Consider the following 26,799-nt stretch of genomic DNA (forward strand, 5'->3'; position numbering starts at 1 on the left):
GTCGACTTCCTCTCACAGTGCGCAGCGGCTCACTCTCCGCACTACCCCATGCCCACCTGCCCAGCCTCCCATCCGATCATCGCCTGCTTGCGCGTCAGCCCCCAGTGATAGCCCGTCAGCGCGCCTGTCTTGCCCAGCGCGCGATGGCACGGGACTACGAACGAGATCGGGTTCTTCCCCACCGCTGCGCCAACCGCGCGCGAGGCCTTCGGCGACTCCAGCCTTGTCGCGATGTCCGAGTAGCAGACCGCTCGCCCCATGGGGATCTTGAGCAGGGTTTCCCAGACGCGGACTTCGAAGTCGGTGCCGATCAGGACGACGCGCAGCGGCTGGTCGGGGCGCCACAGGGTCTTGTCGAAGATGCGCTGGGCGAGGCCGGCGGTGCCGGGGACGTCCTCGACGTAAGTGGCGCGGGGCCAGCGGCTCTTCATGTCTGCCAGCGCGGAGGCCTCTTCGCCGGGGTCGGCGAAGGCGAGGCCGGCGAGGCCGCGCGGGGTGGCCATGACCAGAGCGAGGCCGAACGGGCAGGGGTGGAAGCCGTAGCGGAGCGTGGTGCCGGCGCCGCCGGTCTTCCATTCGCCGGGGGACATGGCCTCGTGGGTGACGAACAGGTCGTGCAGGCGGCCGGGGCCTGATAGCCCCGAGTCGAGCGCGGCGTCGAGCACGCTGGCCGAGCCTTTCAGCAGGCCCTTGGCATGATCGAGCGTCAGCGCCTGCATGAACGCCTTCGGCGTCAGCCCGGCCCAGCGGCGGAACAGATGGTGCAGTTCGTCCGGCGTCAGGCTGGCGGCGTCGGCCATGTCCTCGATGGCCGGCTGCCTGCGCCAGTGCTCCGAAATGAACGCGATCGCGCGGCGCACGGCGTCGTAGTCGCGCAGGTCGGCTGATTGTTGCGGGCCCGGCTTGGCCAGGGCGGAATCGTGAATGGCGAGGGTCATCATGGGTCCGGATGTAGGGCGGCCGGGGAGGGGACTCCACCCGATTTCTGATTGAGGGGCTAGGGGGCGTGCGATCGGTTTGGCCTGAACCGGGACTTTCCCGGCTTGCTCCGTCATTCCGGGGCATCGCGCAGCGATGAGCCCGGAATCCATAACCACGGACAGACGTGCGAGGCGAGATGCCCACGCCTCGCGTGCCGCACACCACGTCCTGCGGGTACGGGTTCCGGGCTCGCGCTACGCGCGCCCCGGAACGACGCTGGAGGTGATGGCGGGGGCTTCCGCCTGGATAACAGCTCGCCGAGCAGTCCAGCCGGCCCGCTGGGCCGCTGGGCCGCTGGGCCGCTACAGCGGATTATACACCGGCCCGCGCTTCGCGGCCTGCAGCCCTGCCGTCAGCGCCCTGGCAAAGCTCGCCTTCTCCTCCGGGCCCAAAAAACTCGCGATCGCCACGCGGTGGCCGCGGGCGACGAGGTAGAGGTTTTCGATGCCGAACTCCTCGTGGCTGACCATGTCGAGCTTCACCCAGAGCGGGTTGAAGCGCCACTCCATGACGTGGCCCTTGTGGCTGACGCGGCGCAGGCGCAGCTCGGTCAGGGTGACCGAGACCTCCTCATAGGCGTTGGCGCGGCGGAAGTTGACCTTGAAGGCCCAGTAGATCGCGAGCGCGTCGAGGCCGAAGAAGCCGAGCACCGGCCAGGCGCCCATCAGCAGCGAGGCGAGGCCGCCGATGAAACTGATGGCGCAGACCACGACCATCAGCACCACGAAGCCGGTGCGGTTCAGCGAGCGGTGCGGCGTCAACCGGGCTGCGAACAGCTCGGGATCAGCGGCGCCGTTGCCGGTCTCCTGATACGCAAAAGCATTGCCTGGCATCATGGGGCCTCAGTATACCCGGATCATGGCCAAAATCACCCGCCCCCAACGCGCCACGCCAATGCCGGTTCGCAAGGTCGCCAAAAAGCCTGCCAAGGCTGCGCCCAGCACGGCATCCAAGATCGCTGCGAAAAAGGCCGTCAAGGCGCCGAAGAAGCCGTCGGGCAAGGTGGCGAAGACCACTCCGGTCCGCCCGGTCAAGGCCGCGTTGAAGGCGACAAAACCCTGGACTCCGGCCGAGATCCGCGAGGCCTTCAGCCGGTTCGCCGCATCGAATCCGGAGCCGAAGGGCGAGCTCGAGCATCTCAACCCCTACACACTGCTGGTCGCCGTGGTGCTATCGGCGCAGGCGACCGACGCCGGCGTCAACAAGGCGACGCGTCCGCTGTTCAAAGTCGCCGACACGCCGCAGAAGATGCTCGCGCTCGGCGAGGACACCGTTCGCGACTACATCAAGACCGTCGGCCTCTACCGCACCAAGGCCAAGAACGTGATCGCGCTGTCGCAGAAGCTAATCGCCGAGTTCGGCGGCGAGGTGCCGCGCACGCGCGCGGAGCTGGAATCGCTGCCGGGCGCGGGACGCAAGACCGCGAATGTCGTGCTCAACATGGCGTTCGGCGAGCACACCATGGCGGTCGACACCCACGTGTTCCGCGTCGGCAACCGCACGGGATTGGCGCCGGGCAAGACGCCGCTTGAGGTCGAGCTCGGGCTCGAGAAGGTGATCCCGGCCGAGTTCATGCTGCACGCCCATCACTGGTTGATCCTGCACGGCCGCTACACCTGTCTCGCGCGCAAGCCACGCTGCGAGCTGTGCCTGATCAAGGATCTCTGCCGCTGGCCCGAGAAGACCGCCTGAGGCGGAGAAGGCCGCCTGAGTACGTTGAGCGCGACGTAAGGTTGCAAATTGAGAACGCGTTTGACAGTCACTTAAGCGTCACGCCGCGACGCCGTCTCACCATCGCCGGGCCACACCGCCGCCCGCTTTGGCCATAAGATGAAACAGGTAATCCGGGCGATGTGAGTGGCGCGTGAAATTTCCGCGTTCTCGGACTGTTTGCGCCGGGACGTGGAAGGATCGATCGCATGGACCATACCGCCGCCCTCGTGTCGCTCGCGACCGCTGTGCCCCCGCATCAGTTTCGCCAGAACGAGGTGATGGAAGCCGCGCGCGTGGTGCTGTCGCCGCGCTTTCCGCAGTTCGACACCATGGCCAGCCTGTTCGCCAACACCGGCATCCGGCAGCGCTACGGCGTCAAGCCAATCGAGTGGTACATGGAGCGCCGCGGCTGGCCCGAGCGCACCGAGGCCTATCTCGAAGGCGCCGAGGCGCTGTTCATCGATGCTGCCAACAAGGCGCTGGCGCAGGCCGATCTCACCGCTGCCGAGATCGACACCATCGTCACCGTGAGCTCGACCGGCATCGCGACGCCGACGCTCGAAGCGCGCGTCGCCGGCCGCATGGGCTTCCGCTCCGACGTCTCGCGCGTGCCGGTGTTCGGGCTCGGCTGCGCCGGTGGCGTCTCCGGGCTCTCGATCGCCGCACGGCTGGCGCAGGCGCGGCCCGGCACCAACGTGCTGATGGTGACATTCGAATTGTGCACGCTCGCCGTTCGCCATGACGAGCTGAGCAAGGCCAACATCGTCGCGCTCAGCCTGTTCGGCGACGGCGCGGCGGCGGCGATCCTGCGCGCCGGCGACGGTGGGACTACGCGCGTCGAGGCGACGGGCGAAAAGCTGTGGCCGGATACGCTCGATATCATGGGCTGGAGCGTCGATCCCGAGGGGTTTGGGGTGATCTTCCAGCGCACCATTCCCGACTTCGTCACCGAGAACATGGGGCCGGCGGTCAACGAGATTCTCGGCAACATGAAGCTGTCGGCCGCCGACGTCGACCGCTTCGTCTGCCATCCCGGCGGCGCCAAGGTGATCACGGCGCTGGAGCGCGCGCTGTCGCTCGGGCAGGGCACGCTCGATCATGAGCGCGAGATCATCGCCGACTACGGCAACATGTCGGCGCCGACCGTGCTGTTCGTGCTGGAGCGCGCCCGCGCGCGCGGCCTGCCGCCGCGCTCGGTGCTGACGGCGCTCGGCCCCGGTTTCACCGCAAGCTGCGTTTCATTGAGGCACGCCGCATGACCTTCGCCGCCTTCGTCCTCGCCCTCGTCACCATGCAACGGCTCGGCGAGCTCGTGCTCGCCCGCCACAACACCAAGCGCCTGCGCGCCATGGGCGCGGTCGAGATCGGGGCGGATCATTACCCCCTGATGATCTCGATGCATGCGGCCTGGCTGGTGTCGCTGTGGCTGCTCGGCACCGACCAGGAGGTCGATCCCTGGCTGCTGAGTGGCTTCGTACTGCTGCAGGGCCTGCGCTGGTGGGTGCTGCAGACGCTCGGGCCGCGCTGGACCACGCGCATCATCATCCTGCCGGGTGCGCCGCTGGTGACCGATGGTCCTTATCGCTACATCTCGCATCCGAACTACCTGGTGGTGACGGCGGAGATCGCGCTGCTGCCGCTGGCGCTGCATCTGCCGCTGATCGCGCTGATCTTCTCCGGCCTCAATGCCGCCGTGCTGTTCATCCGCATCCGCGCGGAATCCGAGGCGCTCTCCGGCATTGCTGGCGGCGGCGTCGGTGGCGGCCAGACGGCATGAGCGCACCCGTCGCGCGGGAGGACCGTCCGAGCATCGCGACCTGGCTCGGATTCATCCTGATGTGCGTCGGCATGTTCATGGCCATCCTGGACATCCAGGTGGTGGCGACGTCGCTGCCGACCATCCAGGAGGCGCTCGGCATCACGCCGGACGCGATGAGCTGGATCCAGACGGCGTATCTGATCGCCGAGATCATCGCGATTCCGCTGACCGGCCTGCTCACCCGCGTGTTCACGCTGCGCTGGCTGTTTGTCGGCGCGGTGAGCGTATTTACGGCAGCCTCGCTCGGCTGCGCGCTGAGCGGCAGCTTTCACATGCTGCTGGCGTTCCGCGTGCTGCAGGGCTTCTTCGGCGGCCTGCTGATCCCCGTGGTGTTCTCGGCCGTGTTCCTGCTGTTTCCGGCGCGGCTGCATGCTGTGGCGACGACGATCGGCGGCGTCGTGGCGGTGCTCGCGCCGACGATCGGCCCCGTGGTCGGCGGCTTCATCACCAACACCTGGTCGTGGCCGTGGCTGTTCCTGATCAACATCGCGCCGGGCATCCTCGCGGCGACGGTGACGCCGGCGCTGCTGCCGGACGAGCGTCCTGAACTCGGCGAGCTCGACAAGCTCGATCTGCTGGCGCTGCTGCTGCTCGCGGTGTCGCTGGCGAGCCTCGAGCTTGGATTGAAGGAAGCGCCGAAGGGCGGCTGGCTGTCGTCGAACTGCATCGCGCTGCTGGTGCTCAGCGCGTCGTGTCTCACGCTGCTGATCCAGCGGCTGCTGGCCGCAGCGCATCCGATCCTCAGGCTCGGCAGCTTTCAGCGCCGCTCGTTCACGCTCGGCTGCATCTCGAGCTTCTGCCTCGGCATCGGCCTGTTCGGCTCGGTCTATCTGATGCCGGTGTTCCTCGCCTTCGTGCGCGGCCACGATGCGTTCGAGATCGGCAAGATCATGCTGGTGACCGGCGTGGCGCAGCTGATCGCCGCCCCCATCGTGACCACGCTCGACGGCAAGGTCGATGCGCGGCTGCTGACCGCGTTCGGCTTCCTGCTGTTCAGCGCCGGCCTTGCCGCCAGCGCCTTCCAGCCGGGAACGGCTGACTACGACGAGATGTTCTGGCCGCAGGTGGTGCGCGGCATAGGCATCATGTTCTGCCTGCTGCCGCCGACGCGGATCGCGCTCGGCGACCTGCCGCAGGCCGAGGTCGCCGATGCCAGCGGACTGTTCAACCTGATGCGCAATCTCGGCGGCGCCATCGGCATCGCGCTGATCGACACCATCATCTACGGCCGCGTCACCCTGCATGCCCAGGCGTTCCGCGATCGCCTGATGGCCGGCGACAGCGCGGCGGCCAAGGCGATCGGGCTTGCGCCTGAGCTGCTGCGCAACCGGCCGCGCGGCGTGTCGGAGGAACAGGCCATCGCCTATGTGCGGCCGCTGGTCGAGAAGGCGTCGTTGGCGCTGTGCGTCAACGAGGCCTGGGCGCTGCTCGCCGCGGTCGCGCTGCTCGGCTTCGTGCTGATCCCGTTTGCGGGCAAGGCGGCGAACGCGTCGCCGCGCGCGATGGCGCTAGAGGCTGCGCAGCCGGCGCTCCGGCGACGGCTCGATCAGCTCGGGCCGCGGTCCGGATAGGCGCTTGTGCAGGTGGACCATGAAGGCCATGCCGAACAGCGGCGTCGCCAGGTTCACGATCGGAATCGTCACGAAGGCGGCGATGAACAGCCCCGCGGTGAACACTGTCACCGCGTTGTCGCGCCGCATCGCCTTGGCCTCCGCAGGCGGGCGGAAGCGCATCGCGGCGAGCTCGAAATATTCGCGGCCGAGCAGCCAGGCGGTGGCGATGAAGAAGATCACGAGGCCGGCGCCGGCCAGGAACACGAAGGGCAGGGCGACCAGATAGACCAGGATGGTGAGCCCGGCGGCCTTGAGGCCTTCGACCATGGCGATGCCGACCGGCAGCGCGGACCCGGGGCGCTCGGCCGGATAATGCTCACGCTCGACCAGATCGGCGACATCGTCGACGAACAGGCTTGCGATCAGCGAGGTGATCGCCGGCATCAGCATGATGCCGCCGAACACGACGCCGAAACCGGCGGCGATCGAGATGATCCAGGTCAGCACCTCCAGGGTGCCGTGCGAGTTCGGCCCGAGCATCGCCTCGGCCCAGCCCTCGCCGGCAGTCGCGAGCCAACTGAGCAGCCGCTGCAGCCCGATCGCCAGCACCGTGATCAGCACCAGCGACAACCCGATCGAGCGCCACAGGATCGAGCGCATCGGTGGCGACAACATCTGCGAAAGCGCCTTGATGGCGGCGTCGATCATGCGTGGGACCTTTCTCTCCTGACCAGCGTGGCAGGTAGCGATCGCCTCGCCCCTCGGCAAGGGGTTGTTCCGGAGCAGCTCGGATCAAGCGGGGACGGCAGGCGTGCGTCCCAGAACGCGCGCAACGAGGCAGGCGATGGCCCAACCCACTCCCGCCGCAAGGATCGGCAGTTTCAGGTGACGATAGGCGAAGAACGCCTCTACCGACCAGTCGATTGCGCTCGGCTCCATGATGAGTTGCGGCAACAATTCGAGCTGGTTTGCCGCAAATGGCATCAGCGCGAGCAGACCCAAGACGAGTCGGCGCTTCGCGAAGAAGCCGAGAACGGCAACGATCGCGGCTATTGCAATCAGCAGACCGTATTGAGTCGTCTGACTGTAGTAGGAGGGTACGTTGAGAAAGCTATACACGGGCAGGCTGCTGATCAGCACGGCCATGCGCAATGGAGCGTCCGGCGATGGTCCGAAGAACGGCACGTATCCGAGGGCGAAAAAGATGATCGCTCCCAGCGTAGGCCAGGCGGCAAAGAGGCTGCCATGGATCAGGCCCCACGAATGGAATGTCGGCAACTCCGCCCAGTCGTAGATGGCGACGAGTGGCCACATCAGCAGGAAGCCGAGCACGATCGAAAGGATGACGCGGAGAACCGTTCGCATGATCGTCAATCATGGAACCACCCTCCGCGAAAGTCTACTCCGGGTTCCGCTTACAGCCTCGTCGCCCGCAGCCGCAAGGCATTGCCGACCACGCTCACCGACGACAGCGACATCGCGGCCGCGGCGATGATCGGCGACAGCAGGATGCCGAACACCGGATAGAGGATGCCCGCCGCGATCGGGATTCCGGCGGCGTTGTAGATGAACGCGAAGAACAGGTTCTGGCGGATGTTGCGCATCACCGCGGCCGAGAGTTTGCGCGCCCGCGCGATGCCGCCGAGATCGCCTTGCAGGAGCGTGACGCCGGCGCTCTCCATCGCCACATCCGTGCCGGTGCCCATGGCGATGCCGACATCGGCGGCCGCCAGCGCCGGCGCGTCGTTGACGCCGTCGCCGGCCATCGCGACCACCTTGCCGCTGGCGCGGAGACGCGCGACGACGGCGCTCTTCTGCTCCGGCAGCACCTCGGCCTCGACCTCGGTGATGCCGATTTTGCGCGCGACCGCGGTCGCCGTGGTGCGGTTGTCGCCGGTCAGCATGATCACCTTGATGCCGTCGGCCGCGAGCGCCTTCAGCGCGTCCGGTGTCGAGGCCTTCACGGGATCGGCAATCGCGAACAGCGCCGCCGGCTTGCCGTCGACCGCCATCGTGATCACGGTCGCGCCTTCGCTGCGCAACCGCTTGCTCTCAACGCCGAGCGTATCGGTGATGATGCCGAGCGAGGCCAGATAGGTGGCATTGCCGAGCACGATCGTCTTGCCGTCGACCTCGCCGCGTGCGCCCTTGCCGGTCGGCGCGTCGAAGCCTTTCACGTCAGCCAGCTTGAGCTTGCGCTCGCTGGCGTGACGGACGATCGCCTCGGCCAGCGGATGCTCGCTGGCGCGCTCGACGCTGGCGGCGAGCCTGAGCGCCTCGGCCTCGTCGAAACCTTGCGCGGTGACGATGTTCGTTATTTTCGGCTTGCCCTCGGTCAGCGTGCCGGTCTTGTCGACCACCAGCGTGTCGACCTTCTCCATGCGCTCCAGCGCCTCGGCGCTCTTGATCAGCACGCCGGCCTGGGCGCCGCGGCCGACGCCGACCATGATCGACATCGGCGTCGCCAGTCCCAGCGCGCACGGGCAGGCGATGATCAGCACGCTCACCGCCGCGACCAGGCCGAAGGCGAAGCGCGGCTCGGGGCCGAAGGCGTACCATGCGACGAACGCGGTGATGGCGGCAGCGATCACCGTCGGCACGAACCAGCCCGCGACTTGGTCGGCGAGGCGCTGGATCGGCGCGCGCGAGCGCTGCGCGTCGGCCACCATCTGCACGATCTGCGACAGCAGCGTCTCGCGCCCGACCTTGTCGGCGCGCATCACGAAGCTGCCGGTCTGGTTCAAGGTGCCGGCGATGACGCGCTCGCCTTCGTCCTTGGTCACCGGCATCGACTCGCCCGTCACCAGCGATTCGTCGAGCGAGGAGCGGCCTTCGAGGATGGTACCGTCGACCGGCACCTTCTCGCCGGGCCGCACGCGCAGCTGATCGCCAACTGCAAGTTCGGCAATCTCCACCTCGTGATCGTTGCCGTCGGCATCGAGCCGGCGCGCCGTCTTCGGCGCCAGCTGCAACAGCGCCTTGATCGCGCCCGAGGTCGCCTCGCGCGCGCGCAGCTCCAGCACCTGGCCAAGCAGCACGAGGATGGTGATGACCGAGGCCGCCTCGAAATACACCGCCACCGCACCGCCGTGGCCGCGGAACGCCGGCGGAAACGCCTGCGGCGCCAGGGTCGCGATCACGCTGTAGACATAGGCGACCGTGGTGCCCATCGCGATCAAGGTGAACATGTTGAGATTGCGGGTCTGCACCGACTGCCAGCCGCGCACGAAGAACGGCCAGCCCGCCCACAGCACCACCGGCGTCGCCAGCGCGAACTGGATCCAGTTCGACAGCACCGGATCGATCAGGCCGTGCCCGCCGACGATGTGTCCGCCCATCTCCAGCACCACCACGGGTGCTGCGAGCACCGCACCGATCCAGAACCGCCGCGTCATGTCGGCGAGCTCGGGATTGGGCGCATCGTCGAGGCTGATGACATCGGGCTCCAGCGCCATGCCGCAGATCGGGCAGGTGCCCGGGCCTTCCTGACGGATCTCCGGATGCATCGGGCAGGTGTAGATCGTGCCGGCCGGCATCTCCGGCGGCGGCTCGCGCTCGCCGAGATATTTGGTGGGATCGGCGGCGAACTTGGTGCGGCAGCCGGCGGAGCAGAAATGGAAGGTCTCGCCTTGGTGCTCGAAGCGGTGCTTCGACGTCGTGGGATCGACGCTCATGCCGCAGACGGGATCGATGACCTTGGCGTGATCGTGCTGATGCGCAGGATGATCATGGCCGCCGCAGCATGAGTCCGCAGCGGCAGGCGCCAGGTACTTCGCGGGATCGGCCGCGAATTTGGTGCGGCACCCGGCGGAGCAGAAGTGGAAGGTCTGGCCGTCATGCTCGAGGCGGTGCTTCGATGTCGCGGGGTCGACCGACATGCCGCAGACGGGATCGATGACCTTGGCGTGATCGTGCTGATGCGCAGGGTGATCATGGCCGCCGCAGCATGAGTCTGCAGCTGCCGGCGCGAGATACTTCGCGGGATCGGCCGCGAATTTGGTGCGGCACCCGGCGGAGCAGAAGTGGAAGGTCTGGCCATTATGCTCGAAGCGGTGCTTCGAGGTCGCGGGGTCGACCGACATGCCGCAGACCGGGTCCTTCACCTTCACGGGCTCGGATGCCGCATGGTCGTGACCGCCGCAGCACGCGCCCGCCGCCGACGTCGCAGCTTCGGCACGATCGCTGCAACAGCTGTCTGACGTCGCTTCCTTGTGTCCGGTTTGCGCCGTATCGACGCGCGATCCGCAGCCACACCCGCCAGCGGTGCCTGCTGCGGCCCCATGCCCGTGTCCGGTTTCCGACATTGCCCAGCCTCGCCTCTTGAAACCTATACCCAGTAGGGGTATATAGGCCGCATGCGCGACGACATCAAGACATCCTGTCAGAAACGTTTGAGCCGGATCGAAGGGCAGGTCAGGGGCCTGTCCAAGATGGTCGAGGACAACCGCTACTGCATCGACATCGTGACCCAGATCTCCGCCGTCAGGGCGGCGCTCCGCCGCGTCGAGGAGGAGATCCTGCGCGACCACGTCGCGCACTGCGTCGAGCACGCGATCGCCGCCGGCGACAAGGCCGATCAGCGGCAGAAGATCGCGGAGTTGATGGATGTGATCAGCCGGTCGGATCGCTAATGTCGTAGTCGGCAAGCGAGCCCAGAGCCACGACCGCCGGGTGAGAGGGATGCTCGGCGGGGCCGGTGCGTACGGATGCCTCTCAGCCCAGCCCTCTCCCCGAGCAGCAGGCGGCGGCTGAACCAGTCACGCACTTAATCAACCCAATCAACCACCCCGCCATTGTGATTCAGCCAATCAATTCGGCGCACCCGCACCACAACAATTCTACTCTGGAGATTCTCTACACGAATAGATTCGTTCGCTCGTACTACCGGTTATCTTGATCGTTTCACTCATAATAAAAACCGTGACTTTTCCATCGCCAATCATTTCGACTTCCAAAGCGGGGGGAATTTCAAAATCCTCGTACTCAAAACGCAACTCCCCCTGAGTAGGCACTATCTCGAAGTCAGCCCACGGTTCGATAACGACGTGGATTTCCTTTTCTGACGAATTCCGCATGACGAGTTTTGGCATACACTTTAGCTCCTTGCTGCTAGGTACGCTGAGAGAACCCGACGCGCCTATGAATACTCCCGCAGACGGAAACCCACTAATTAAAATCTCAATCCTGAGCGTCATGTCCATCACCAGGACGCCGCTCGTCGACGCTCTGAAGCGGGCCGTTGCACCGCCGGTAGGCAACGTCGCGCGCGGCCTCGTCGCGCTTCCTCGGCGCGGTTGAGATGCTTCACGTAATAACGGGAAGAGTGGACGCAGCGTCAACAGCGCGCGGGCTTTGGTTCAACTTTCGTGGTGCCAGTGAGAGCTCAGACTGAAACCTTGTTGCGGCGGCGGGCGGCTGGGCGTGGCGGCAGTTTTCGGACTGGCTCGGCGATGAGGAAATGCTCGCTGACGACGAGCTGCTCGCCGAGCTCGACGACTACTTCCGCAGCCGCAGCCGGCTGCGCCGCTTCTTCGTCAGCCGCTTCAGGAACGAGCGGCGGCGAAACGATAGTCCCTGGAAACACACTGAACTGGCCCGCTACCTCCGCGAGCGGCTTCTGCTTGTCGGCCCAGTGCAGCGTGGTGTAGTCGAAGCCGTTGACGATGGTCGGCTTGACGATCTCGAAATAGGGCGAGATGTCGAAGTCGCGCGGCATGTACAAGGATGAATCGCGGATGTGCAGGATCTCGCGTTTGGCGCGCCGCGACGGTGCCCGCGTTATCTTGGGCAGGATCGGATAGCGCACCGCATCGAACGCCTGCGCGATCAGCGCCGAGCAGATCATCTTGGTCGGGTCGCCGGAGCCGAGCGCGATCATGCGCCGCCGCCAACGCTGCGGGACCGGCAGCGGAACCAGGAAGCGCATCAGGTCGATGATGTTCTTGGTGTCGTAGCCGAAGCCGATGCGGTTGATGGCGTAGCGGCAGACAGTGTGGCGGTCCTCGAAGGTGAGGCCGACGGGACGGCACACGCGTGTGTGATAGGCGAAGTATTTCGACAACGGCGCCGAGATCACGCCATCGCCGACATAGGCCTCGACCAGCACATGCGGCTCGCCGTCGGGCTCGACTGCGCCGTCGATCGGGCCGACATAGAGCGCCGCATGCGACCAGGTCGACTGCGTGAGGTACTTGATGATGCCGGAGATCCGGCTGTTGCCTTCGACCAGCAGGACGTCGCCGGGCTGGATGTCCTTGCGCAGGTAATCGGGATCGCTGGGCGTGAATGGTTCATACCCCGGTATCTCCTTCTGGAGATAGGCGGCAAGCAGCTTGCCGATCTGATCGAGCACGATACCCATAACGCTCCCCGGACGACCTTTGCCGGCCGCCTGCGTGTTCCCTGCTTCCATGATGGTCGATTGCGGTTGCAATTTGGTTCATAGTCGAAGCGTCCCAGATGGTAGCATGTTTACCATCCCGGTTGCCGCAGGGCGGCAGATGCGCCAAAACTTGTCGTGAACGCGTCTCTTTCAAAGCTTTCGGAAACCATGTCATGAGCTTCACGCGCCGCGGCTTCCTCTCCGCGTCAGCGGCGCTGGCCGCACTGCCCGCGCTTAGTCGCACCGCACAAGCGGCCGTTCCACGCGAGGCCGACATCGTCGTGATCGGGGCGGGGGCTGCCGGGATCGCCGCCGCCCGCCGCATCATCGCAGCCAATCGCAAGGTGATCCTGCTCGAGACGGCGCCGCAAATTGGTGGGCGCTGCATTACGGACGCCACCACTTTCGGCGTGCCGTTCGACCGCGGCGCCCGCTGGTTGCTCAATGCCGACAGCAATCCGATCAGCAAACTCGCCCGCGGCGCCGGCCTCGATGTGCTGGCCGCGCCGGTCGGCCAGAAGGTCCGCGTCGGCCGTCGCAATGCACGCCCAGGGGAAACCGAGCAATTCCTGGCCGGGCTCGTCCGTGCCAACCGCGCCATTGACGAGGCGTCGCGCGGCAAGCTCGATACGTCCTGCGCGGCCGCCTTGCCGAAGGATCTCGGCGATTGGACCAGCACGGCCACCTTCGTGCTCGGCGCCAGTGCGACGAGCAAGGATCTCGCCGACCTGTCGGTCATGGACAAGGCACGCGCCCAGGATCGCAGCGCGCCGCTGGCGTGCCGCCAGGGCCTCGGCACGCTCGTCAGCAAGCTCGGCGAGTCGCTGCCGCTCGCGCTGTCGACACCGGCGACACGCATCGTGTGGAGCAACCGCGACGTCGCGGTCGAGACGCCGGCGGGCCGGATCGCGACCCGCGCCGTGATCCTCACGGTGTCCACCAACGTGCTGACCTCGGGCGCCATCAAGTTCACGCCCGAGCTGCCGAAGCGGCAGCTCGACGCCGCGGCCAAGCTGAGCCTCGGCAGCATGGATCGCATCGCGCTGATGTTGACGGGCAATCCGCTCGGCCTGTCACGCGACGAGGTCATCATCGAGCAGAGCAACTCGAACCGGACGGGTCTTCTGCTCGCCAATATCGGCGGATCGTCGCTGTGCACCGTCGACGTGTCAGGCAGCTTCGGGCGCGAATTGTCGGCCCAGGGCGAGGCGGCGATGGCCGCGTTCGCGAAGGAATGGATCGCCAAGCTGTTCGGCAGCGAAGCCGCTGCGGCCATAAAGTCGTCAGCGGCGACGCGCTGGAACCAGGTGCCGGGCGTGCTCGGCGCGATGTCTGCCGCCGCGCCGGGCAACCAGGGCGCCCGGAAGATTCTCGGCGAGCCGCTCGGGCCGTTGTTCCTCGCCGGCGAAGCCACCCATGAAACGCTGTGGGGCACGGTCGACGGCGCCTGGGAGTCCGGCGAGCGCACCGCCGAAGCCGCGCTGCGCCGGATCGGCGCGTTGAAGGATCCCGAGCCGGAGCAGAGCGAAAAGCGTCCGCGGCGTCGGGGCAAGGTGCGGTCGGCCTCGCCGGAGGATTGAGGTCGAGCGGTAGGCAAAAGAGCTGCCGGGCTGTCTCCATAGACCAGACCGTTGTGGCGCCGTGCCCACCACCTTGCTGATGACTTCGCCGATGGACGGTGGGCGCGCCGCCGCGTTGCGGCAGCGGCTTTGCCGATCCTACGGACTGTATGCTCACTGCATTTTGAGGCAGTGAGAACGACTCCGGTGCGCGTGAATGCGCCCTCTCCCCTTGTGGGAGAGGGCATGTAGGACAGTGCGGCAAACTCGGTTGGGTGAGGGGTATCTCTCCACGAGCATGGTATGCGGAGAGATACCCCTCACCCAACCGCATGTGTCGATAAGCCGGCGATGCCCTCTCCCACAAGGGGAGAGGGCGCATTCATGTGCACCGGGCTCGCCTCCGATAGAAGAAAGCGTTTCAACAAATCGCTGCTATGTCGACTACACCGGCAGTTTCAACTCCATCAGATCCTTCGCCACGACGATGCGGCCGGTGTAGTTCTTCTTGACGTCGCGGGTCCAATCCTCGTCGGTCACTTCGGGATCATCGCCCGGCACGAAATGGCTCAGCACCAGCGTCTTGACGCCGGCCGCTGCGGCAATGCGTCCGACATCCTCCGTGGTGGTGTGGCTTTCGAGCAGGTGCTTCTTGAGCGTCGAGCCGTTCTTGGTCTTGATCACCAGACGGTCGACCGCGGGTACATACAGGCATTCGTGCACCAGCACGTCGGCGCCTTTGGCAAACTCGGCGAGCTTTGGATTGTAGGCGGTATCGCTGGAGAACACGATCGTGCCCTCGGCGGTCTCGAACTTGTAGGCGAAATTGTCGGTGATCGGCGGGTGCGGCGTGCGGAACGCGGTGACCGTCACATCGGCGGTCTTCAGCACGACGCCATCGGCGTCGATGTCCTTCGCGATCAGCAGCGGCCGGGGGTCGGGACGGCCCTCGTCCTCGATGCGCGTGTTGACGTCGTACTTGTTGGTGGCCCAGAAGTTGCGGGTCATCTCCTCCAGTCCCCTCGGTCCGAACGACTGGATCGGCGTTGACAACCCTGCCGCCCAGGCATTGTAGACGAGGTTGCCGTATTCGAGATTGTGATCCGAATGGTGATGGCTGATCAGGATGTACTTCACCGACGGGATCGGCACGCCGGCACTGACGAGCTGGCGGCTGACGCCCATGCCGCAATCGATCACGAACGGCGTGCCGTTGACGACGACGAGGTTGGCCGGGTTCGAGGCGCCGACACCGACGCGCGGACCACCCTTGGTGCCGAGAAAGACGATGCGCGTGCCGGTCTTCGCGCCTTGCGCGAACACAGCTGGCGCTGCGATGACTCCGGCCGAGCCCAATGCCAGCGAGAGCATCGTGCGGCGATTGATCATGGTGTCCTCCCGGTCGGTCTCGTTGGCGCGAGGCTAGCCCCGCCCGAGCACCCCGTCGAGAGCCGGCAGACCAGCGATCACGGCAATCGCGATCAGCGCATAGCAGATGGCGCGGAACATCTGCTCGCTGGCGCGGCCGAACAGCGAAGCGCCAAAGGCCACGCCCAGCGCGTAGACCGGGCCGATCAGCAGCGACAGCTTCAGTGAGTCCCAGCTGATCAGGCCGCTCGTCGCATAGCTGACCATCGCGAAAAAATCCGAGGCGCCGAAGAACAGCACGATGTTGGCCCGCGCGATCTTCGATGGGATCGGACGTCCGAGCCAGTAGCCGACGATCGGCGGCCCGCCGGTCTGCGCGAGCCCGCTGCAGAAGCCGGAGACGGCGCCGACCGCAACGGACAGAGCGGTGTACTCCTTGCCGCGATAGCGCCAGCCGGAGACGAGCAATGCGAGCAGCGCGGTCACGAAGCCGGTGATGATCCAGCGCACCGTGATGGGGTCGAGGCGACTGAGAAACCAGGTGCCCACGGGCACGCCGACCAGCGCGCCGGCCACGATCACCGCGGTGGCCTTGCGATCGGCCTCGCGCCAGGCCGGCGCCACCATCGGCGCCATTGATACGAAGTCGATCACCAGCAGCAGGGGCGCCACGAGCTGCGGCGTCGCGAAGCTGCTGGCCAGCGGCATGAAGATCAGTGCCGCGCCGAAGCCGGAGAAGCCGCGCGCGGTCGCCGCGATAAAGGCGACGATTGCCAGTGCAATCGTCGCGAGCAGGCTGAGATCGGCAGGGATGAGCTCTGTTCGGACGAGCTCTTGCAGGCTCATCCGCGCAACGTGCCGCCGGTCTTCTTGGCGACGTCGGCCGTGATCTTCGCCGCGACCGCGTCGATCTCCTCGTCGGTCATCGTCTTGTCGCGCGGCTGCAGGGTCACGGCGATCGCGATCGACTTCTTGCCGTCCTCGATGCCCTTGCCCTCGTAGACGTCGAACACGGTGACGTCGGTGATCAGCTTCTTGTCGACACCCTGCGCCGCCTTGACGATATCGCCAGCCTTGACCTTGCGGTCGACGATGAAGGCGAAGTCGCGCGACACCGGCTGGAAGGCCGAGAGCTCCAGCACCGGTTTGGCACGGGTCGGCTTCGCCTTGGCCGCAGGAATGCGATCGAGGATGACCTCGAAGGCGACCAGCGGGCCGTCCGCCTTCAGCGCTTCCAGCGCGCGCGGATGCAGCTCGCCGAAATGTCCGAGCACGTTCTGCGGTCCCATCTGGATGGTGCCGGAGCGTCCCGGGTGCATCCAGGCCGGACCACCGGGCACGATCTGCAACGACGCCATCGGCGCGCCCGCTGCGGCGAGCACGGCGAACGCATCGGCCTTGGCGTCATACGCGTTGGCCGGCTGCGATCCGGTCCAGTGCCGGCCGAGACCCTTCGACGATGCGATACCGCGCCGGATGCCGCTCGCGGCCATGAACTGGTCCTCAGGACGGTCGCCCTTGAACACCTGCCCGACCTCGAAGATCGCGACATCGCCGAAGCCGCGATCGGCATTGGCCTGTACCGTGGCGATCAGCCCCGGCAGCAGGCTCGGCCGCATGTCGGAGAGATCGGCCGCGATCGGATTGGCGAGTGCCAGTTCGGGCTTGCCGCCGCCGAACTGCTCGGCGGTCGGCTTGGAGATGAACGACCAGGTGACGGCTTCCACCATGCCGCGGGCCGCCAGCGCGCGCTTGGCGCGGCGGGTGCGCAGCTGCAGTGCCGTCAGCACCGGTTTGCGCGGCGCGTCGCCACGCTCGAACGGCGTCATCGGCACCTTGTCGACGCCAACGATGCGGACGATTTCCTCGACGATGTCGGCCTTGCCATGGACATCGCTGCGCCAGGAGGGCACCGCGACTTTCATCACCGGGCCGTTGCCGGCGAGCGTGAAGCCAAGCTGGGTCAGGATCCGCCGCACCTCGGGGAACGGCACTTCGATGCCGGCGAGACGCTTCACTTCGGTGAGCGGGAACTCGATGATGCGGTCATCGCCGAACGACCTGCCGACGACCACATTGTCCGACGCCGTGCCGCCGCACAATTCGAGCACAAGCTTCGTCGCCATCTCCAGGCCCGGCACCATGAACGCCGGATCGACGCCGCGCTCGAAGCGGTAGCGCGCGTCCGAGTTGATGCCGAGCTTGCGGCCGGTCTGGGCGATGTTGATCTCGTTCCACAGCGCCGATTCGATCAGCACGTCGGTGGTGGTCTCGTCGCAGCCCGAGGCCTCGCCGCCCATGATGCCGGCCAGCGATTCGACGCCGGCATCATCGGCGATGATGCACATCGAATTGTCGAGCGTGTAGGTGCGGCCGTCCAGCGCCAGCAAGGTCTCGCCGTCGCGGGCGCGGCGGACGACGAGATTGCCCTTGACCTTCTTGGCGTCGAATACGTGCAGCGGCCGCGCCCGGTCGAAGGTCATGTAGTTGGTGATGTCGACCAGCGCGTTGATCGGGCGCAGGCCGATCGAGGTCAGCCGCTGCTGCAGCCATTTCGGTGACGGGCCGTTCTTGACGCCACGCACCAGCCGCAGCGCGAAGCCGGGACACAGCTTCTCGTCCTCGACCACGACCTTGACGGGGCAGGGGAACTCGCCCTTGACCGGCTTGATGCCGGGCTCCTTGAGCTTACCCATGTCGGCCGCGGCGAGGTCGCGCGCGATGCCGTGCACGCCGGTGCAGTCCTGGCGGTTCGGTGTCAGGTTGATCTCGAACTGCGGATCGCCGAGCCCGGCCCACTCGGCATAGGGCTTGCCGAGCGGCGCATCCGCCGGCAGCTCCATGATGCCGTCGTGGTTCTCTGAGAGTTCGAGCTCCGCCTCCGAGCACAGCATGCCGCGGCTCTCGACGCCTCGGATGGTGCCGACCGACAGCGTGATGTTCTTGCCGGGAATGTAGGTGCCGGGCGGTGAGAACACCGAGACGAGACCCGCGCGGGCATTCGGCGCGCCGCAGACCACCTGCACTGGCGCGCCACCGTCGCCGGTGTCAACCATGCAGACGCGCAGCCGGTCCGCGTTGGGATGCTGCTCGGCGGAAACGACGCGCGCGATCTTGTACGGCGCGAGCAGCTTCGCCTTGTCCTCGAGATGCTCGACCTCGAGACCGATCATGGTGAGCTTCTCGGCGATCTTTTCCACCGACTCGTCGGTGTCGAGATGATCCTTCAGCCAGGACAGTGTGAATTTCATGATGCAACCCTGCGATCGGCAAAGACCTCGACAAGACGGAAGCGCTCACACATCAACGTCATGGTGTCGCTGAACCTGCCCAGTCGGGTGAAATAGGTTCGGTGCGCTTCGCGCCAGTCATTCAAGCTCCGGTCGCCTTCGCCCTCTTCGAAGGCGAAGGCCGCGTCGACTTCGTCGAAGCGGCGATAGCTGACCTCGGTGGTTTCGATCACGCAGCGCGGGCGGCCCTGCCCGTCGAGAACGATCCAGCGCTCGCCGGGTGTCGACGTATTGGGCTCGTCCTCGGTGCTGCAGGTCGCCGTCTTGAGGCCGTTGACGACGAGGTCGAGCAACTTGTCGGCAAGCTCCGGGCCGTCGCCGAACGCGAACGTCCGCAAGCCGCGATAGGCCTCGGGGACCATCTCGAGGGTCACGTGCTCAATCCTCCGGCCAGTGTCGGCAGGTCGAGCGGCTTGAAGCCGTAATGCGACAGCCAGCGCACGTCGCCCTCGAACAGCTGGCGCAGATCGCTCATGCCGTATTTCAGCATCGCGATGCGGTCGATGCCCATGCCCCAGGCGAAGCCTTGATACTCGTCAGGATCGATGCCGCAGGCGCGGAGCACGTTCGGATGCACCATGCCGCAGCCGAGAATCTCCAGCCAGTCCTCGCCTTCGCCGAAGCGGATCTCGCCCTTGTCGCGGCGGCACTGGATGTCGACCTCGAGCGATGGCTCGGTGAACGGGAAGAACGACGGCCGGAATTTCATGTTGATGTGGTCGACCTCGAAGAACGCCTTGCAGAACTCGTGCAGGATCCATTTGAGGTGGCCGAGATGCGAGCCCTTGTCGATGACGAGGCCTTCGACCTGATGGAATTGCGGCGTGTGGGTCGCGTCCGAATCGATGCGGTAGGTGCGGCCCGGGCAGATCACGCGGATCGGCGGCTTCTGGCTCAGCATCGTCCGCACCTGCACCGGCGAGGTGTGGGTCCGCAGCAGCATGCGCGAGCCGTCCGGCTTCGGATTGAAGAAGAACGTGTCGTGCATCTCGCGTGCGGGGTGGCCTTCCGGGAAGTTCAGCTTGGTGAAGTTGTAGTCGTCGGTCTCGACGTCGGGTCCCTCCGCGATCGAGAAGCCCATGTCGGCGAAGATCGTGGTCAGCTCGTCCATCACCTGGCTGAGCGGATGGATGCGCCCGGTCTCGGCCGGCGTGTCCTGCAGCGGCAAGGTGACGTCGATGGTCTCGGCGGCGAGGCGCGCGTCGAGCGCGGCGGCCTTGAGCACGTCGCGGCGCGCGGTCAGCGCCTGCGTGACCTTGTCCTTGGCAAGATTGATCGCCGCTCCTTGAGTCTTGCGCTCGTCCGGCGACATCTTGCCGAGCGTGGCGAGCAGCGCCGAGATCGAGCCCTTCTTGCCGAGCGCGGCGACGCGCACAGCTTCCAGCGCGGCTTCGTCGCCGGCAGCGGCGATCTGGTCGAGGATCGAGGTTTCGAGCGAGGCGAGGTCGGACACGGTTAAAATCTCCGCGGAACAAAGGCGGCTGGGTTGTCGCCGCGCGGGCGACAGGGGTCAAGCGAAAGGATCGGTGGTACCGGACAGCAAAAAGCGGCCGAGAGCGTCGGCCGCTTTTGAAGTCCTCACGATGCGCAAGGCGATCAGGCGGCGAGCGCCGCCTTGGCCTTCTCAACGATCGCCTGGAACGCGGCGGGCTCGTTGATCGCGAGATCCGACAGCACCTTGCGGTCGACGGTGATGCCGGACTTGGACAGGCCGTCGATAAATCGGCTGTAGGTCAGCTCGAACGGACGCACGGCGGCGTTCAGGCGCTGGATCCAGAGCGCGCGGAAGGTGCGCTTCTTGCGCTTGCGATCGCGGAACGCATACTGGCCGGCCTTCTCGACGGCCTGCTTGGCGGTGCGGATCGTGTTCTTGCGGCGGCCGTAATAGCCCTTGGCGGCCTTGAAGACTTTCTTGTGCTTGGCGTGGGCGGTCACACCGCGTTTGACGCGAGACATGACGGAAATCCTTGATCAGAGATGACGGAAAAGCCGCGCCGGGCGCGGCGGGTTTCGGAAGCGAGAGGCCGGTCAGGCGTTCGGCAAGAAGTACTTCTTGACGTTGTCGCCGTCGGTCTTGAACAGCACGCGGGTACCGCGCAGCTGACGGATCTGCTTCTTCGTCCGCTTGATCATGCCGTGGCGCTTGCCGCGCTGGGCGTGCATCACTTTGCCGGTGGCAGTCACCTTGAAGCGCTTTTTGGCGCCGGATTTGGTCTTCAGCTTGGGCATTTGGCTCTCCTTGATGCCAACGGCAAGCCGCCCGCGAAAGCGGCGCCATCCGGCGAAAATGCTCGTTAGAGCGTTGGTTGTGCTCAGGTTTCGGGGCCTAACATGGACCCACCCGCACAGGGTCATCGCCACGGCAGCCCTTGATCAGCCGGGCGACGAAGGCCGCGCTTATGCCAGAGAAGTTCAAACATGGCAATGACTGGAAGCGCTTCTCCGGATTCCGGAGCGAATGCCGCGCATGTGCCCGTCCCGTCCGGTACTGGGGAACCCGCGTTCAGAAGCAATCAAGGACGTTCGTAAGAAAGTTCCCGCGCCCGCGGCTGCTCGTCAATCCAAGCTTTACCCCGCGGACCCTAGCGTCCTTTTCAACTATCGCTAGAATTCCTGAAACCTGCAGCGTCCAAGAGATGAACAGCAGCAGTCCAGCAGTCAACTCCGCCAGCGCAACGCCGCAGCTGGACCCAAGCCATGAGACGGCGGTTGCCAAGTCCGGACCGGCCGGCTCGTCCACCAACCGGCGCATGCTGCTCAATGCGATTGCCCGCGCCACACCGCTGTCGATCGTCAGCAGCCTGATCAACACGACGGTCGTCCTGGCCTCGTTCCACGCGGTGGTCGACTGGAATCTTCTTCTCCTGTGGTCAGCCTTCTCCTATGGGCTCGGCCTGTGGCTGCTCGCCCGCTGGTTCAGCAAGCAGCGTCGTGCGAAGCGCACAGCGGCTGAGCCGAGACGGCCGCGAAAGCCGCAGTCGCTGCACAAGAACATCGTCATGGGGGCCATCATGGCAGCCCCGTGGGGTATCCTCGGCTTCTGGTTGTTCGGGGATCTTCCCCAGGATCAGGAGATGGTGCTAATCGCCCTCGCGGTGGGAATGTCGGCCGGCGGCAGCGTGCTTCTCTCGGCGGCTTACCCCGCCGCCATCACCTACATGGCCGTGGTTCTAGGCCCCATCGTCATCAAATGTTTCACGATCGCCGGCGGCAGCTATGTGATCCTGGGATTCCTGGCGCTGAGCTACGCGTTCTTCCTGCTGGTCAATGTCGGAACCTACGCGAAACTGTTCGCCGAGCGAGGCGAAGCCATGAATCGCCTCGGCAACAGCCTTGCCGCTGCAGAAGAGGCGAGCCGGGCCAAGTCGGACTTTCTGGCGATGATGAGCCACGAGATCCGCACGCCATTGGCCGGCATGATGGGCATGATCGACCTGCTCGTCGGTACCGAACTGAACGAAGAGCAGTGCGGACTGGCCCACGTCGCGCATGAATCGGCGCGCAATCTGCTGACCGTCGTCAACAACATCCTGGATTTCTCGAAGCTCGAGGCCGGGCAGTTCGAGCCGGAGTCGATCCCGTTCAGTGTGCGGCATTCGATCGATGCCGTCCGGCTGCTGCTCGCTCCGAAAGCGCGGAGCAAGGGACTGCAGTTCGAGACCAGCATCAGCAAGGATATTCCGGACCAGTTGGCCGGCGATCCGAGCCGGCTCGGCCAGATCCTGCTCAACCTGGTCGGCAATTCGATCAAGTTCACCGAGACCGGCTCGATCCGGATCACGGCGCAGCCGCGCGTGCTGACGCCCGAATCGATCGAGCTGCGGATCGAGGTCATCGACACTGGAACGGGCATTCCTGCCGATGTGCAGAAGGGCCTGTTCAATGCATTCGTGCAGGCGGATTCGTCGATTTCCCGCAAATATGGCGGCAGCGGGCTCGGCCTCGCCATCTGCAAGCGCCTGTGCCAGGCGATGGGAGGCGACATCGGCGTCGAGAGCGAGCCGGGACAGGGCAGCAAGTTCTGGTTCACGATGGTTTGCCGCCCCTGCGAAACCCCGGTCAAGGTGCAGTCGCCGCCGATTGTCCCGGCGATTCCGCGTGAGACGTCCGACCTGAAAATCCTGGTGGCCGAGGACAACGACATCATCCGGTCGCTGGTGTCGAAGCTGCTGGCCCGGGACGGCTATCGGGCCGACCTCGTCTGCAACGGCAGGGAGGCGGTCGAAGCGGTGCAGCGCAAGGCTTACGATCTCGTCCTGATGGACATGCAGATGCCGGAAATGGACGGCATCACCGCCAGCCGAAACATCCGCGCCCTCGACGGACCTGCCCGCAACGTCCCGATCATCGCACTGACCGCGAACGCGCTGGTCGGACAGCGCGAGATATGTCTCGCCGCAGGCATGAATGATTTCGTCACCAAGCCGATCCGCCCGGAAGCGCTCCAGGCCGCGATCGCCCAACACCGGCCGGCCGCCTCTGGCGGATCTGGCAAGACAGCGGTGGTGGCCGGAGCCTGACCAGGATCGCTGCGGGAAGGCCGGCGGCTTCCTCCGGGAGCCGGGCAGGAAAAAGCCCGCCAATCGCGTGGCGGGCCCGGTTTGGCGCGTCGGTATCCGGCTGCTAGCGCGGCGCCAGCACCATGACCACCTGCCGCCCTTCGAACTTGGCGTCCTGTTCGACCTTGGCGAACGCCGCCACGTCGGACTTGACCTTGTCGAGCAGCTTGGTGCCGATCTCCTGGTGCGCCATCTCGCGGCCGCGGTAGCGGAGCGTGATCTTGACCTTGTCGCCTTCCTCGAAGAAGCGCTGCATGGCGCGCATCTTCACGTCGTAGTCGTGATCATCGATCATCGGACGGAGCTTGATCTCCTTGATCTCGACGACCTTCTGCTTCTTGCGGGCCTCGGCGGCCTTCTTCTGCGCCGAATATTTGTACTTCCCGTAGTCCATGATCTTACAGACGGGAGGCGAGTTGTTCGGCGAAATCTCGACCAGATCCATGCCGGCCTCGGCCGCCATCCTGATGGCGACGACGGTCTCGACGACACCACGGTTGGTGCCTTCGGCGTCGATCAGCTGGATCTGAGCATTGCGAATCTCGTCATTGGTACGCGGCCCGTCTTTGATGGCTGCGGGCGGGGCTCGATTGGGGCGGCGAATGGGTGGTTCTCCAAGGTTGTGGAAGAGGGGCACTAGTGTGAAGGAAGATGCCGTGGCGGGCAAGACAGCCAGCCCCCGGTCCGTCAATTTTCCGACCGGGCCGTGGCGGCGCCTGCGTCGATTGAGCGGGACGGCGGTTGCTGCTGCAATCGTCAGCCCCGGCATCTTCCCCGGATGTCCATGCAGCCGGCCCTCAATGTGGCCGGTCCGTCACGGTCCTGCAGGCGACATAGAGCGGGCGGACCCGTTTCGCAAGCTCCAGCCGCCGGTCGACGCGATTGACGCGCCGCCACGGTTCGCCCACACAACAGCCGATATCGGGTAACGATCCATGAACCAAGCTGCACAATCCGCCGACCAGCCTGCCTTCATCGCCGTCGGCACGGGCGATATGTCGCGCCAGATCGCGGTCCGCGCCCGCCCCGGCGCCGCGCCGGGCCTGTTCTGGCTTGGCGGCTTCAATTCCGACATGAAGGGCACCAAGGCACTGGCGCTCGACGCCTGGGCCGCGGAGCGCGGCCGCGCCTGCGTCCGCTTCGACTATTCCGGCCATGGCGAATCCGGCGGCCGCTTCGCCGACGGCACCATCGGGCGCTGGCTGGAGGAGAGCGTCGCGGTGTTCCGGCAGGTCTGCCGGGGGCCGCAGGTGGTGATCGGCTCCTCGATGGGCGGCTGGATGGCGCTGCTGCTGGCGCGCGAGCTTCTGAACCAGCCCGGCGCGGCCACGCTGGCCGGCCTCGTCCTGATCGCCCCCGCGCCCGATTTCACCGAGGAGCTGATGTGGAAGGGCTTCTCGCCTGAGATCCGGAACGAGATCGAGACCAAGGGCGTCTGGATGCGGCCCTCCGAGTATGGCGAGCCCTATCCGATCACCAGGGCGTTGATCGAGGACGGGCGTAATCACCTGCTGCTCGGCGGCGCGATCAATGTCGGCTGCCCCGTCCGCATCCTGCAGGGCGCGCAGGATCCTGACGTGCCCTGGCAGCATGCCTTCGCTCTGGCGCACCGGCTGCCGGCCGAGGACGTGGTGCTGACCATGATCCAGGATGGCGACCACCGGCTGTCGCGGCCGCAGGACATCGCGCGGATGCTGGCCGCCGTCGGCGAGATCGGCTGATCTGGCCGCGCTCATCGCGCCGTTTGCCACTCCGCGCGGACGCTGTCGTCCGTCTCCGAGATCAGCGCAGCCTCGGCACGTCGCGCGAAGGCGGCCTCGTCGAGCAATTGCCCCAGCGCCCATGCTGCCGCGCCCCGCACCAGCGGATCGGGATCGGCCGCGAGCCGCTCCCCCGCCGGCACCAGTGCCGCATCGCCGGAGTTGCCGATCGCGATCAGCACGTTGCGCAGGAAGCGATTGCGGCCGATGCGCTTGATCGGCGACTTCGTGAACAGCGCGCGGAACGCGGCATCGTCGAGCGCCGCCAGTTCCGCCAGGTCCGGCGCGCGCAGCACCTCGCGCGCGGCCAGCTTCGACTCCCTGCCCGCTTGCGCGAACTTGTTCCACGGGCAGGCGGCGAGGCAGTCGTCGCAGCCATAGATGCGGTTGCCCATGGCCGTGCGGAACTCACGCGGGATCGGGCCCTTGTTCTCGATCGTCAGATACGAGATGCAGCGCCGCGCATCGAGCTGGTACGGGGCCGGGAACGCCGCAGTGGGACAGCTGTCGAGGCACGCCCGGCACGAGCCGCAATGATCCCGCTCCGGCGCATCCGCCGGCAGCTCCAGCGTGGTGTAGATGGCGCCGAGGAACAGCCAGGAGCCGAAGCCGCGGGATACCAGGTTGGTGTGCTTGCCCTGCCAGCCCAATCCTGCCGCCTCGGCCAGCGGCTTCTCCATGACTGCCGCGGTGTCGACGAACACCTTCACGTCGCCGCCGGTGGCCGCGACCAGCCAGCGCGCCAGCGTCTTGAGGTTCTTCTTGATGACGTCGTGATAGTCGTCGCCGCGGGCGTAGACGGATATCGCGGCGCGGCTGCGCTGTGCGAGGATCGCGCGCGGATCGTCGTCGGGGCCATAATTGACGCCGAGCATGATGACGCTGCGGACCTCGTTCCACAGCGTCTGCGGATCGGTGCGCCGCGCGGGTTCGCGGGCGAGCCAGTCCATGTCGCCGTGCTGGCCCGACGCGATGAAGCGCTCGAAGGCCGCGGCGCGCTCGGCATTCACGACCGGCGCTGTGATGCCGACGGCATCGAAGCCCAGCCGTTGCGCCTCGGCGGCCAGTGCGGCCCTCAGGGCCTCTGGCGCGTCAGCGCTCAGAAGTCGAGATCCACATAGGTTCGCGACGCCGGCACGCCCGCGAGCCAGTCGCTGAGCAGCGGGCGGAACGACGGCCGCGACTTGACCCGCGCGTACCACGCCTTCGCGGCGTCGTCCTCGATCCACGGCACGTCGCCGAGATAATCGATCGCCGACAGATGCGCGGCGGCGGCGAGGTCGGCATAGGTCAGGCGATCACCGGCGAGGAAATTGCGCCGCTGCGCCAGCCAGCCGATATAGGCGAGGTGATAGCGCACATTGGTCTTGGCGGCGCGAATCACGTCGGTCGACGGCGGCCCGCCGCCATCCTCCTCGCTCATGAAGCGCTTGTAGATGCGCTCGGTGACCAGCAGGTTCGAGGCCTCCTCGAAGAACTTGTCGTTGAACCACGCCATCAGCCGGCGCACTTCGATGCGCTCCGCCGGCGATGCCGGCATCAGCCGGCGGTCGCCCATAGCGGGCCCGCAGGCCTCGTCGAGATATTCGGCGATGACGCCGACGCCGGGCACCGACGGCAGGCCTTCGACCGACAGCACCGGCGTGGTCGCCGCCGGATTGAGCGCGAGGAACGCCTCGCGGCGCTCCCAGGCGCGTTCCTCCACCAGGCGCAGATCGAGCCCGTATTCGCCGAGCACGAGCCGGACGAAGCGCGAATGCGGGCAGAAGGGATGGTGGAAGAGCGTGTACATGGAGCCTTTCGACGATTCCGCGG

At 66.2% G+C, this 26,799-nt stretch carries 25 protein-coding genes; 8 read left to right on the plus strand and 17 right to left on the minus strand.

From position 1 onward, the window contains the following. Window positions 1-41: 41 nt before the first annotated feature. Window positions 42-941: a methylated-DNA--[protein]-cysteine S-methyltransferase gene (locus tag ACQR1I_RS29615; RefSeq protein ID WP_434869621.1), complete on the minus strand. Its 900-nt coding sequence runs from the start codon at window positions 939-941 to the stop codon at window positions 42-44. A 342-nt stretch (window positions 942-1,283) separates the two neighbouring features. Continuing rightward, window positions 1,284-1,817, minus strand: a complete 534-nt coding sequence (locus ACQR1I_RS29620) for a DUF2244 domain-containing protein (protein ID WP_434869622.1) — start codon at window positions 1,815-1,817, stop codon at window positions 1,284-1,286. Window positions 1,818-1,839: 22 nt separating this feature from the next. Between ACQR1I_RS29620 and nth the strand changes: the two genes are divergently transcribed. The 4 genes from nth (at window position 1,840) to ACQR1I_RS29640 (ending at window position 6,084) form a co-directional block, all read left to right on the plus strand. Then, on the plus strand, window positions 1,840-2,673 hold the full coding sequence (gene nth, locus ACQR1I_RS29625; RefSeq protein ID WP_434869623.1) for an endonuclease III: 834 nt from the start codon (window positions 1,840-1,842) through the stop codon (window positions 2,671-2,673). 227 nt (window positions 2,674-2,900) lie between these two features. Continuing rightward, the gene (locus tag ACQR1I_RS29630) at window positions 2,901-3,953 is read left to right on the plus strand and encodes a type III polyketide synthase (RefSeq protein WP_434869624.1); all 1,053 of its coding nucleotides are present in this window, start codon (window positions 2,901-2,903) and stop codon (window positions 3,951-3,953) included. Continuing rightward, window positions 3,950-4,471, plus strand: coding sequence for an isoprenylcysteine carboxyl methyltransferase family protein (locus tag ACQR1I_RS29635; RefSeq protein WP_434869625.1), 522 nt, complete (start codon window positions 3,950-3,952; stop codon window positions 4,469-4,471). The genes ACQR1I_RS29630 and ACQR1I_RS29635 overlap by 4 nt, the downstream gene beginning before the upstream one ends. Beyond that, window positions 4,468-6,084 (plus strand): DHA2 family efflux MFS transporter permease subunit, encoded by a 1,617-nt coding sequence (locus ACQR1I_RS29640; RefSeq protein ID WP_434869626.1) that lies wholly within the window; start codon window positions 4,468-4,470, stop codon window positions 6,082-6,084. Before ACQR1I_RS29635 ends, ACQR1I_RS29640 begins: the two co-directional genes overlap by 4 nt. Here ACQR1I_RS29640 and ACQR1I_RS29645 read toward each other — a convergent pair. From ACQR1I_RS29645 to ACQR1I_RS29655, 3 genes are all read right to left on the minus strand, one after another. After that, entirely contained in the window at window positions 6,022-6,774 is a 753-nt protein-coding gene (locus tag ACQR1I_RS29645) for a sulfate transporter family protein (RefSeq protein ID WP_434869627.1), read from the minus strand. The genes ACQR1I_RS29640 and ACQR1I_RS29645 overlap by 63 nt on opposite strands. Before the next feature lie 84 nt (window positions 6,775-6,858). Next, window positions 6,859-7,431, minus strand: a complete 573-nt coding sequence (locus ACQR1I_RS29650; RefSeq protein ID WP_434869628.1) for a hypothetical protein — start codon at window positions 7,429-7,431, stop codon at window positions 6,859-6,861. A gap of 50 nt (window positions 7,432-7,481) precedes the next feature. Further along, window positions 7,482-10,175, minus strand: coding sequence for a heavy metal translocating P-type ATPase (locus ACQR1I_RS29655; RefSeq protein WP_434869629.1), 2,694 nt, complete (start codon window positions 10,173-10,175; stop codon window positions 7,482-7,484). A 246-nt stretch (window positions 10,176-10,421) separates the two neighbouring features. Here ACQR1I_RS29655 and ACQR1I_RS29660 point away from each other — a divergent pair, with 246 nt between their 5' ends. Next, entirely contained in the window at window positions 10,422-10,697 is a 276-nt protein-coding gene (locus tag ACQR1I_RS29660) for a metal-sensitive transcriptional regulator (RefSeq protein WP_434869630.1), read from the plus strand. Between the two features lie 207 nt (window positions 10,698-10,904). Here ACQR1I_RS29660 and ACQR1I_RS29665 read toward each other — a convergent pair whose 3' ends face one another. Both ACQR1I_RS29665 and ACQR1I_RS29670 read right to left on the minus strand, forming a co-directional pair. After that, a complete protein-coding gene (locus ACQR1I_RS29665; RefSeq protein WP_434869631.1) occupies window positions 10,905-11,156 on the minus strand; it encodes a hypothetical protein in 252 nt (83 codons plus the stop codon). Window positions 11,157-11,449: 293 nt separating this feature from the next. Further along, window positions 11,450-12,427, minus strand: a complete 978-nt coding sequence (locus tag ACQR1I_RS29670; protein ID WP_434869632.1) for a YiiX/YebB-like N1pC/P60 family cysteine hydrolase — start codon at window positions 12,425-12,427, stop codon at window positions 11,450-11,452. Window positions 12,428-12,621: 194 nt separating this feature from the next. Here ACQR1I_RS29670 and ACQR1I_RS29675 point away from each other — a divergent pair, with 194 nt between their 5' ends. Beyond that, window positions 12,622-14,028, plus strand: coding sequence for a flavin monoamine oxidase family protein (locus ACQR1I_RS29675; protein WP_434869633.1), 1,407 nt, complete (start codon window positions 12,622-12,624; stop codon window positions 14,026-14,028). Window positions 14,029-14,451: 423 nt separating this feature from the next. Here ACQR1I_RS29675 and ACQR1I_RS29680 read toward each other — a convergent pair whose 3' ends face one another. The 7 genes from ACQR1I_RS29680 to rpmI all read right to left on the minus strand — a co-directional run bounded on the left by ACQR1I_RS29680 (window position 14,452) and on the right by rpmI (window position 20,894). Beyond that, on the minus strand, window positions 14,452-15,396 hold the full coding sequence (locus tag ACQR1I_RS29680; protein ID WP_434869634.1) for an MBL fold metallo-hydrolase: 945 nt from the start codon (window positions 15,394-15,396) through the stop codon (window positions 14,452-14,454). A gap of 33 nt (window positions 15,397-15,429) precedes the next feature. Beyond that, window positions 15,430-16,221: a sulfite exporter TauE/SafE family protein gene (locus ACQR1I_RS29685; RefSeq protein WP_434869635.1), complete on the minus strand. Its 792-nt coding sequence runs from the start codon at window positions 16,219-16,221 to the stop codon at window positions 15,430-15,432. Next, window positions 16,218-18,626: a phenylalanine--tRNA ligase subunit beta gene (gene pheT / locus ACQR1I_RS29690; protein WP_434869636.1), complete on the minus strand. Its 2,409-nt coding sequence runs from the start codon at window positions 18,624-18,626 to the stop codon at window positions 16,218-16,220. The genes ACQR1I_RS29685 and pheT overlap by 4 nt, the downstream gene beginning before the upstream one ends. After that, window positions 18,623-19,039: an ASCH domain-containing protein gene (locus ACQR1I_RS29695; RefSeq protein ID WP_434869637.1), complete on the minus strand. Its 417-nt coding sequence runs from the start codon at window positions 19,037-19,039 to the stop codon at window positions 18,623-18,625. Before ACQR1I_RS29695 ends, pheT begins: the two co-directional genes overlap by 4 nt. Next, window positions 19,036-20,118, minus strand: a complete 1,083-nt coding sequence (pheS, locus tag ACQR1I_RS29700) for a phenylalanine--tRNA ligase subunit alpha (RefSeq protein ID WP_434869638.1) — start codon at window positions 20,116-20,118, stop codon at window positions 19,036-19,038. Before pheS ends, ACQR1I_RS29695 begins: the two co-directional genes overlap by 4 nt. A 143-nt stretch (window positions 20,119-20,261) precedes the next feature. Beyond that, window positions 20,262-20,621 carry a 50S ribosomal protein L20 gene (gene rplT / locus ACQR1I_RS29705; protein WP_012040570.1) on the minus strand — a complete coding sequence of 120 codons (360 nt, stop codon included), beginning with the start codon at window positions 20,619-20,621 and terminating at the stop codon, window positions 20,262-20,264. Between the two features lie 72 nt (window positions 20,622-20,693). Then, window positions 20,694-20,894: a 50S ribosomal protein L35 gene (gene rpmI / locus ACQR1I_RS29710; RefSeq protein WP_008539890.1), complete on the minus strand. Its 201-nt coding sequence runs from the start codon at window positions 20,892-20,894 to the stop codon at window positions 20,694-20,696. Window positions 20,895-21,064: 170 nt separating this feature from the next. Between rpmI and ACQR1I_RS29715 the strand changes: the two genes are divergently transcribed. Continuing rightward, window positions 21,065-23,185, plus strand: a complete 2,121-nt coding sequence (locus ACQR1I_RS29715) for an ATP-binding protein (RefSeq protein WP_434869639.1) — start codon at window positions 21,065-21,067, stop codon at window positions 23,183-23,185. Between the two features lie 103 nt (window positions 23,186-23,288). Here the strand turns inward: ACQR1I_RS29715 and infC are convergent, their stop codons facing one another. Further along, window positions 23,289-23,828: a translation initiation factor IF-3 gene (infC, locus tag ACQR1I_RS29720; protein ID WP_434869773.1), complete on the minus strand. Its 540-nt coding sequence runs from the start codon at window positions 23,826-23,828 to the stop codon at window positions 23,289-23,291. 331 nt (window positions 23,829-24,159) lie between these two features. On the opposite strand from infC, the gene ACQR1I_RS29725 reads away from it, so the two are divergent. Then, window positions 24,160-24,945, plus strand: a complete 786-nt coding sequence (locus tag ACQR1I_RS29725) for an alpha/beta hydrolase (protein ID WP_434869640.1) — start codon at window positions 24,160-24,162, stop codon at window positions 24,943-24,945. An 11-nt stretch (window positions 24,946-24,956) separates the two neighbouring features. Here ACQR1I_RS29725 and queG read toward each other — a convergent pair whose 3' ends face one another. Both queG and ACQR1I_RS29735 read right to left on the minus strand, forming a co-directional pair. After that, the gene (queG, locus tag ACQR1I_RS29730) at window positions 24,957-26,135 is read right to left on the minus strand and encodes a tRNA epoxyqueuosine(34) reductase QueG (RefSeq protein WP_434869774.1); all 1,179 of its coding nucleotides are present in this window, start codon (window positions 26,133-26,135) and stop codon (window positions 24,957-24,959) included. Continuing rightward, on the minus strand, window positions 26,084-26,776 hold the full coding sequence (locus ACQR1I_RS29735) for a glutathione S-transferase family protein (RefSeq protein WP_434869641.1): 693 nt from the start codon (window positions 26,774-26,776) through the stop codon (window positions 26,084-26,086). Before ACQR1I_RS29735 ends, queG begins: the two co-directional genes overlap by 52 nt. Between the last annotated feature and the right edge of the window lie 23 nt (window positions 26,777-26,799).

Origin of the sequence: Bradyrhizobium sp. HKCCYLS2038, assembly GCF_051167655.1 — a bacterium.
Classification (GTDB): Bacteria; Pseudomonadota; Alphaproteobacteria; order Rhizobiales; family Xanthobacteraceae; genus Bradyrhizobium.

Excerpts from the sequence above, each read along its gene's own strand:
- ACQR1I_RS29615 (WP_434869621.1), bottom strand. The coding sequence starts at position 941 with ATGATGACCCTCGCCATTCACGATTCCGCCCTGGCCAAGCCGGGCCCG.
- ACQR1I_RS29620 (WP_434869622.1), bottom strand. The coding sequence starts at position 1,817 with ATGATGCCAGGCAATGCTTTTGCGTATCAGGAGACCGGCAACGGCGCC.
- nth (WP_434869623.1), top strand. The coding sequence starts at position 1,840 with ATGGCCAAAATCACCCGCCCCCAACGCGCCACGCCAATGCCGGTTCGC.
- ACQR1I_RS29630 (WP_434869624.1), top strand. The coding sequence starts at position 2,901 with ATGGACCATACCGCCGCCCTCGTGTCGCTCGCGACCGCTGTGCCCCCG.
- ACQR1I_RS29635 (WP_434869625.1), top strand. The coding sequence starts at position 3,950 with ATGACCTTCGCCGCCTTCGTCCTCGCCCTCGTCACCATGCAACGGCTC.
- ACQR1I_RS29640 (WP_434869626.1), top strand. The coding sequence starts at position 4,468 with ATGAGCGCACCCGTCGCGCGGGAGGACCGTCCGAGCATCGCGACCTGG.
- ACQR1I_RS29645 (WP_434869627.1), bottom strand. The coding sequence starts at position 6,774 with ATGATCGACGCCGCCATCAAGGCGCTTTCGCAGATGTTGTCGCCACCG.
- ACQR1I_RS29650 (WP_434869628.1), bottom strand. The coding sequence starts at position 7,431 with ATGCGAACGGTTCTCCGCGTCATCCTTTCGATCGTGCTCGGCTTCCTG.
- ACQR1I_RS29660 (WP_434869630.1), top strand. The coding sequence starts at position 10,422 with ATGCGCGACGACATCAAGACATCCTGTCAGAAACGTTTGAGCCGGATC.
- ACQR1I_RS29665 (WP_434869631.1), bottom strand. The coding sequence starts at position 11,156 with ATGCCAAAACTCGTCATGCGGAATTCGTCAGAAAAGGAAATCCACGTC.
- ACQR1I_RS29670 (WP_434869632.1), bottom strand. The coding sequence starts at position 12,427 with ATGGGTATCGTGCTCGATCAGATCGGCAAGCTGCTTGCCGCCTATCTC.
- ACQR1I_RS29675 (WP_434869633.1), top strand. The coding sequence starts at position 12,622 with ATGAGCTTCACGCGCCGCGGCTTCCTCTCCGCGTCAGCGGCGCTGGCC.
- ACQR1I_RS29680 (WP_434869634.1), bottom strand. The coding sequence starts at position 15,396 with ATGATCAATCGCCGCACGATGCTCTCGCTGGCATTGGGCTCGGCCGGA.
- ACQR1I_RS29685 (WP_434869635.1), bottom strand. The coding sequence starts at position 16,221 with ATGAGCCTGCAAGAGCTCGTCCGAACAGAGCTCATCCCTGCCGATCTC.
- pheT (WP_434869636.1), bottom strand. The coding sequence starts at position 18,626 with ATGAAATTCACACTGTCCTGGCTGAAGGATCATCTCGACACCGACGAG.
- rplT (WP_012040570.1), bottom strand. The coding sequence starts at position 20,621 with ATGTCTCGCGTCAAACGCGGTGTGACCGCCCACGCCAAGCACAAGAAA.
- rpmI (WP_008539890.1), bottom strand. The coding sequence starts at position 20,894 with ATGCCCAAGCTGAAGACCAAATCCGGCGCCAAAAAGCGCTTCAAGGTG.
- ACQR1I_RS29715 (WP_434869639.1), top strand. The coding sequence starts at position 21,065 with ATGCCAGAGAAGTTCAAACATGGCAATGACTGGAAGCGCTTCTCCGGA.
- ACQR1I_RS29725 (WP_434869640.1), top strand. The coding sequence starts at position 24,160 with ATGAACCAAGCTGCACAATCCGCCGACCAGCCTGCCTTCATCGCCGTC.
- ACQR1I_RS29735 (WP_434869641.1), bottom strand. The coding sequence starts at position 26,776 with ATGTACACGCTCTTCCACCATCCCTTCTGCCCGCATTCGCGCTTCGTC.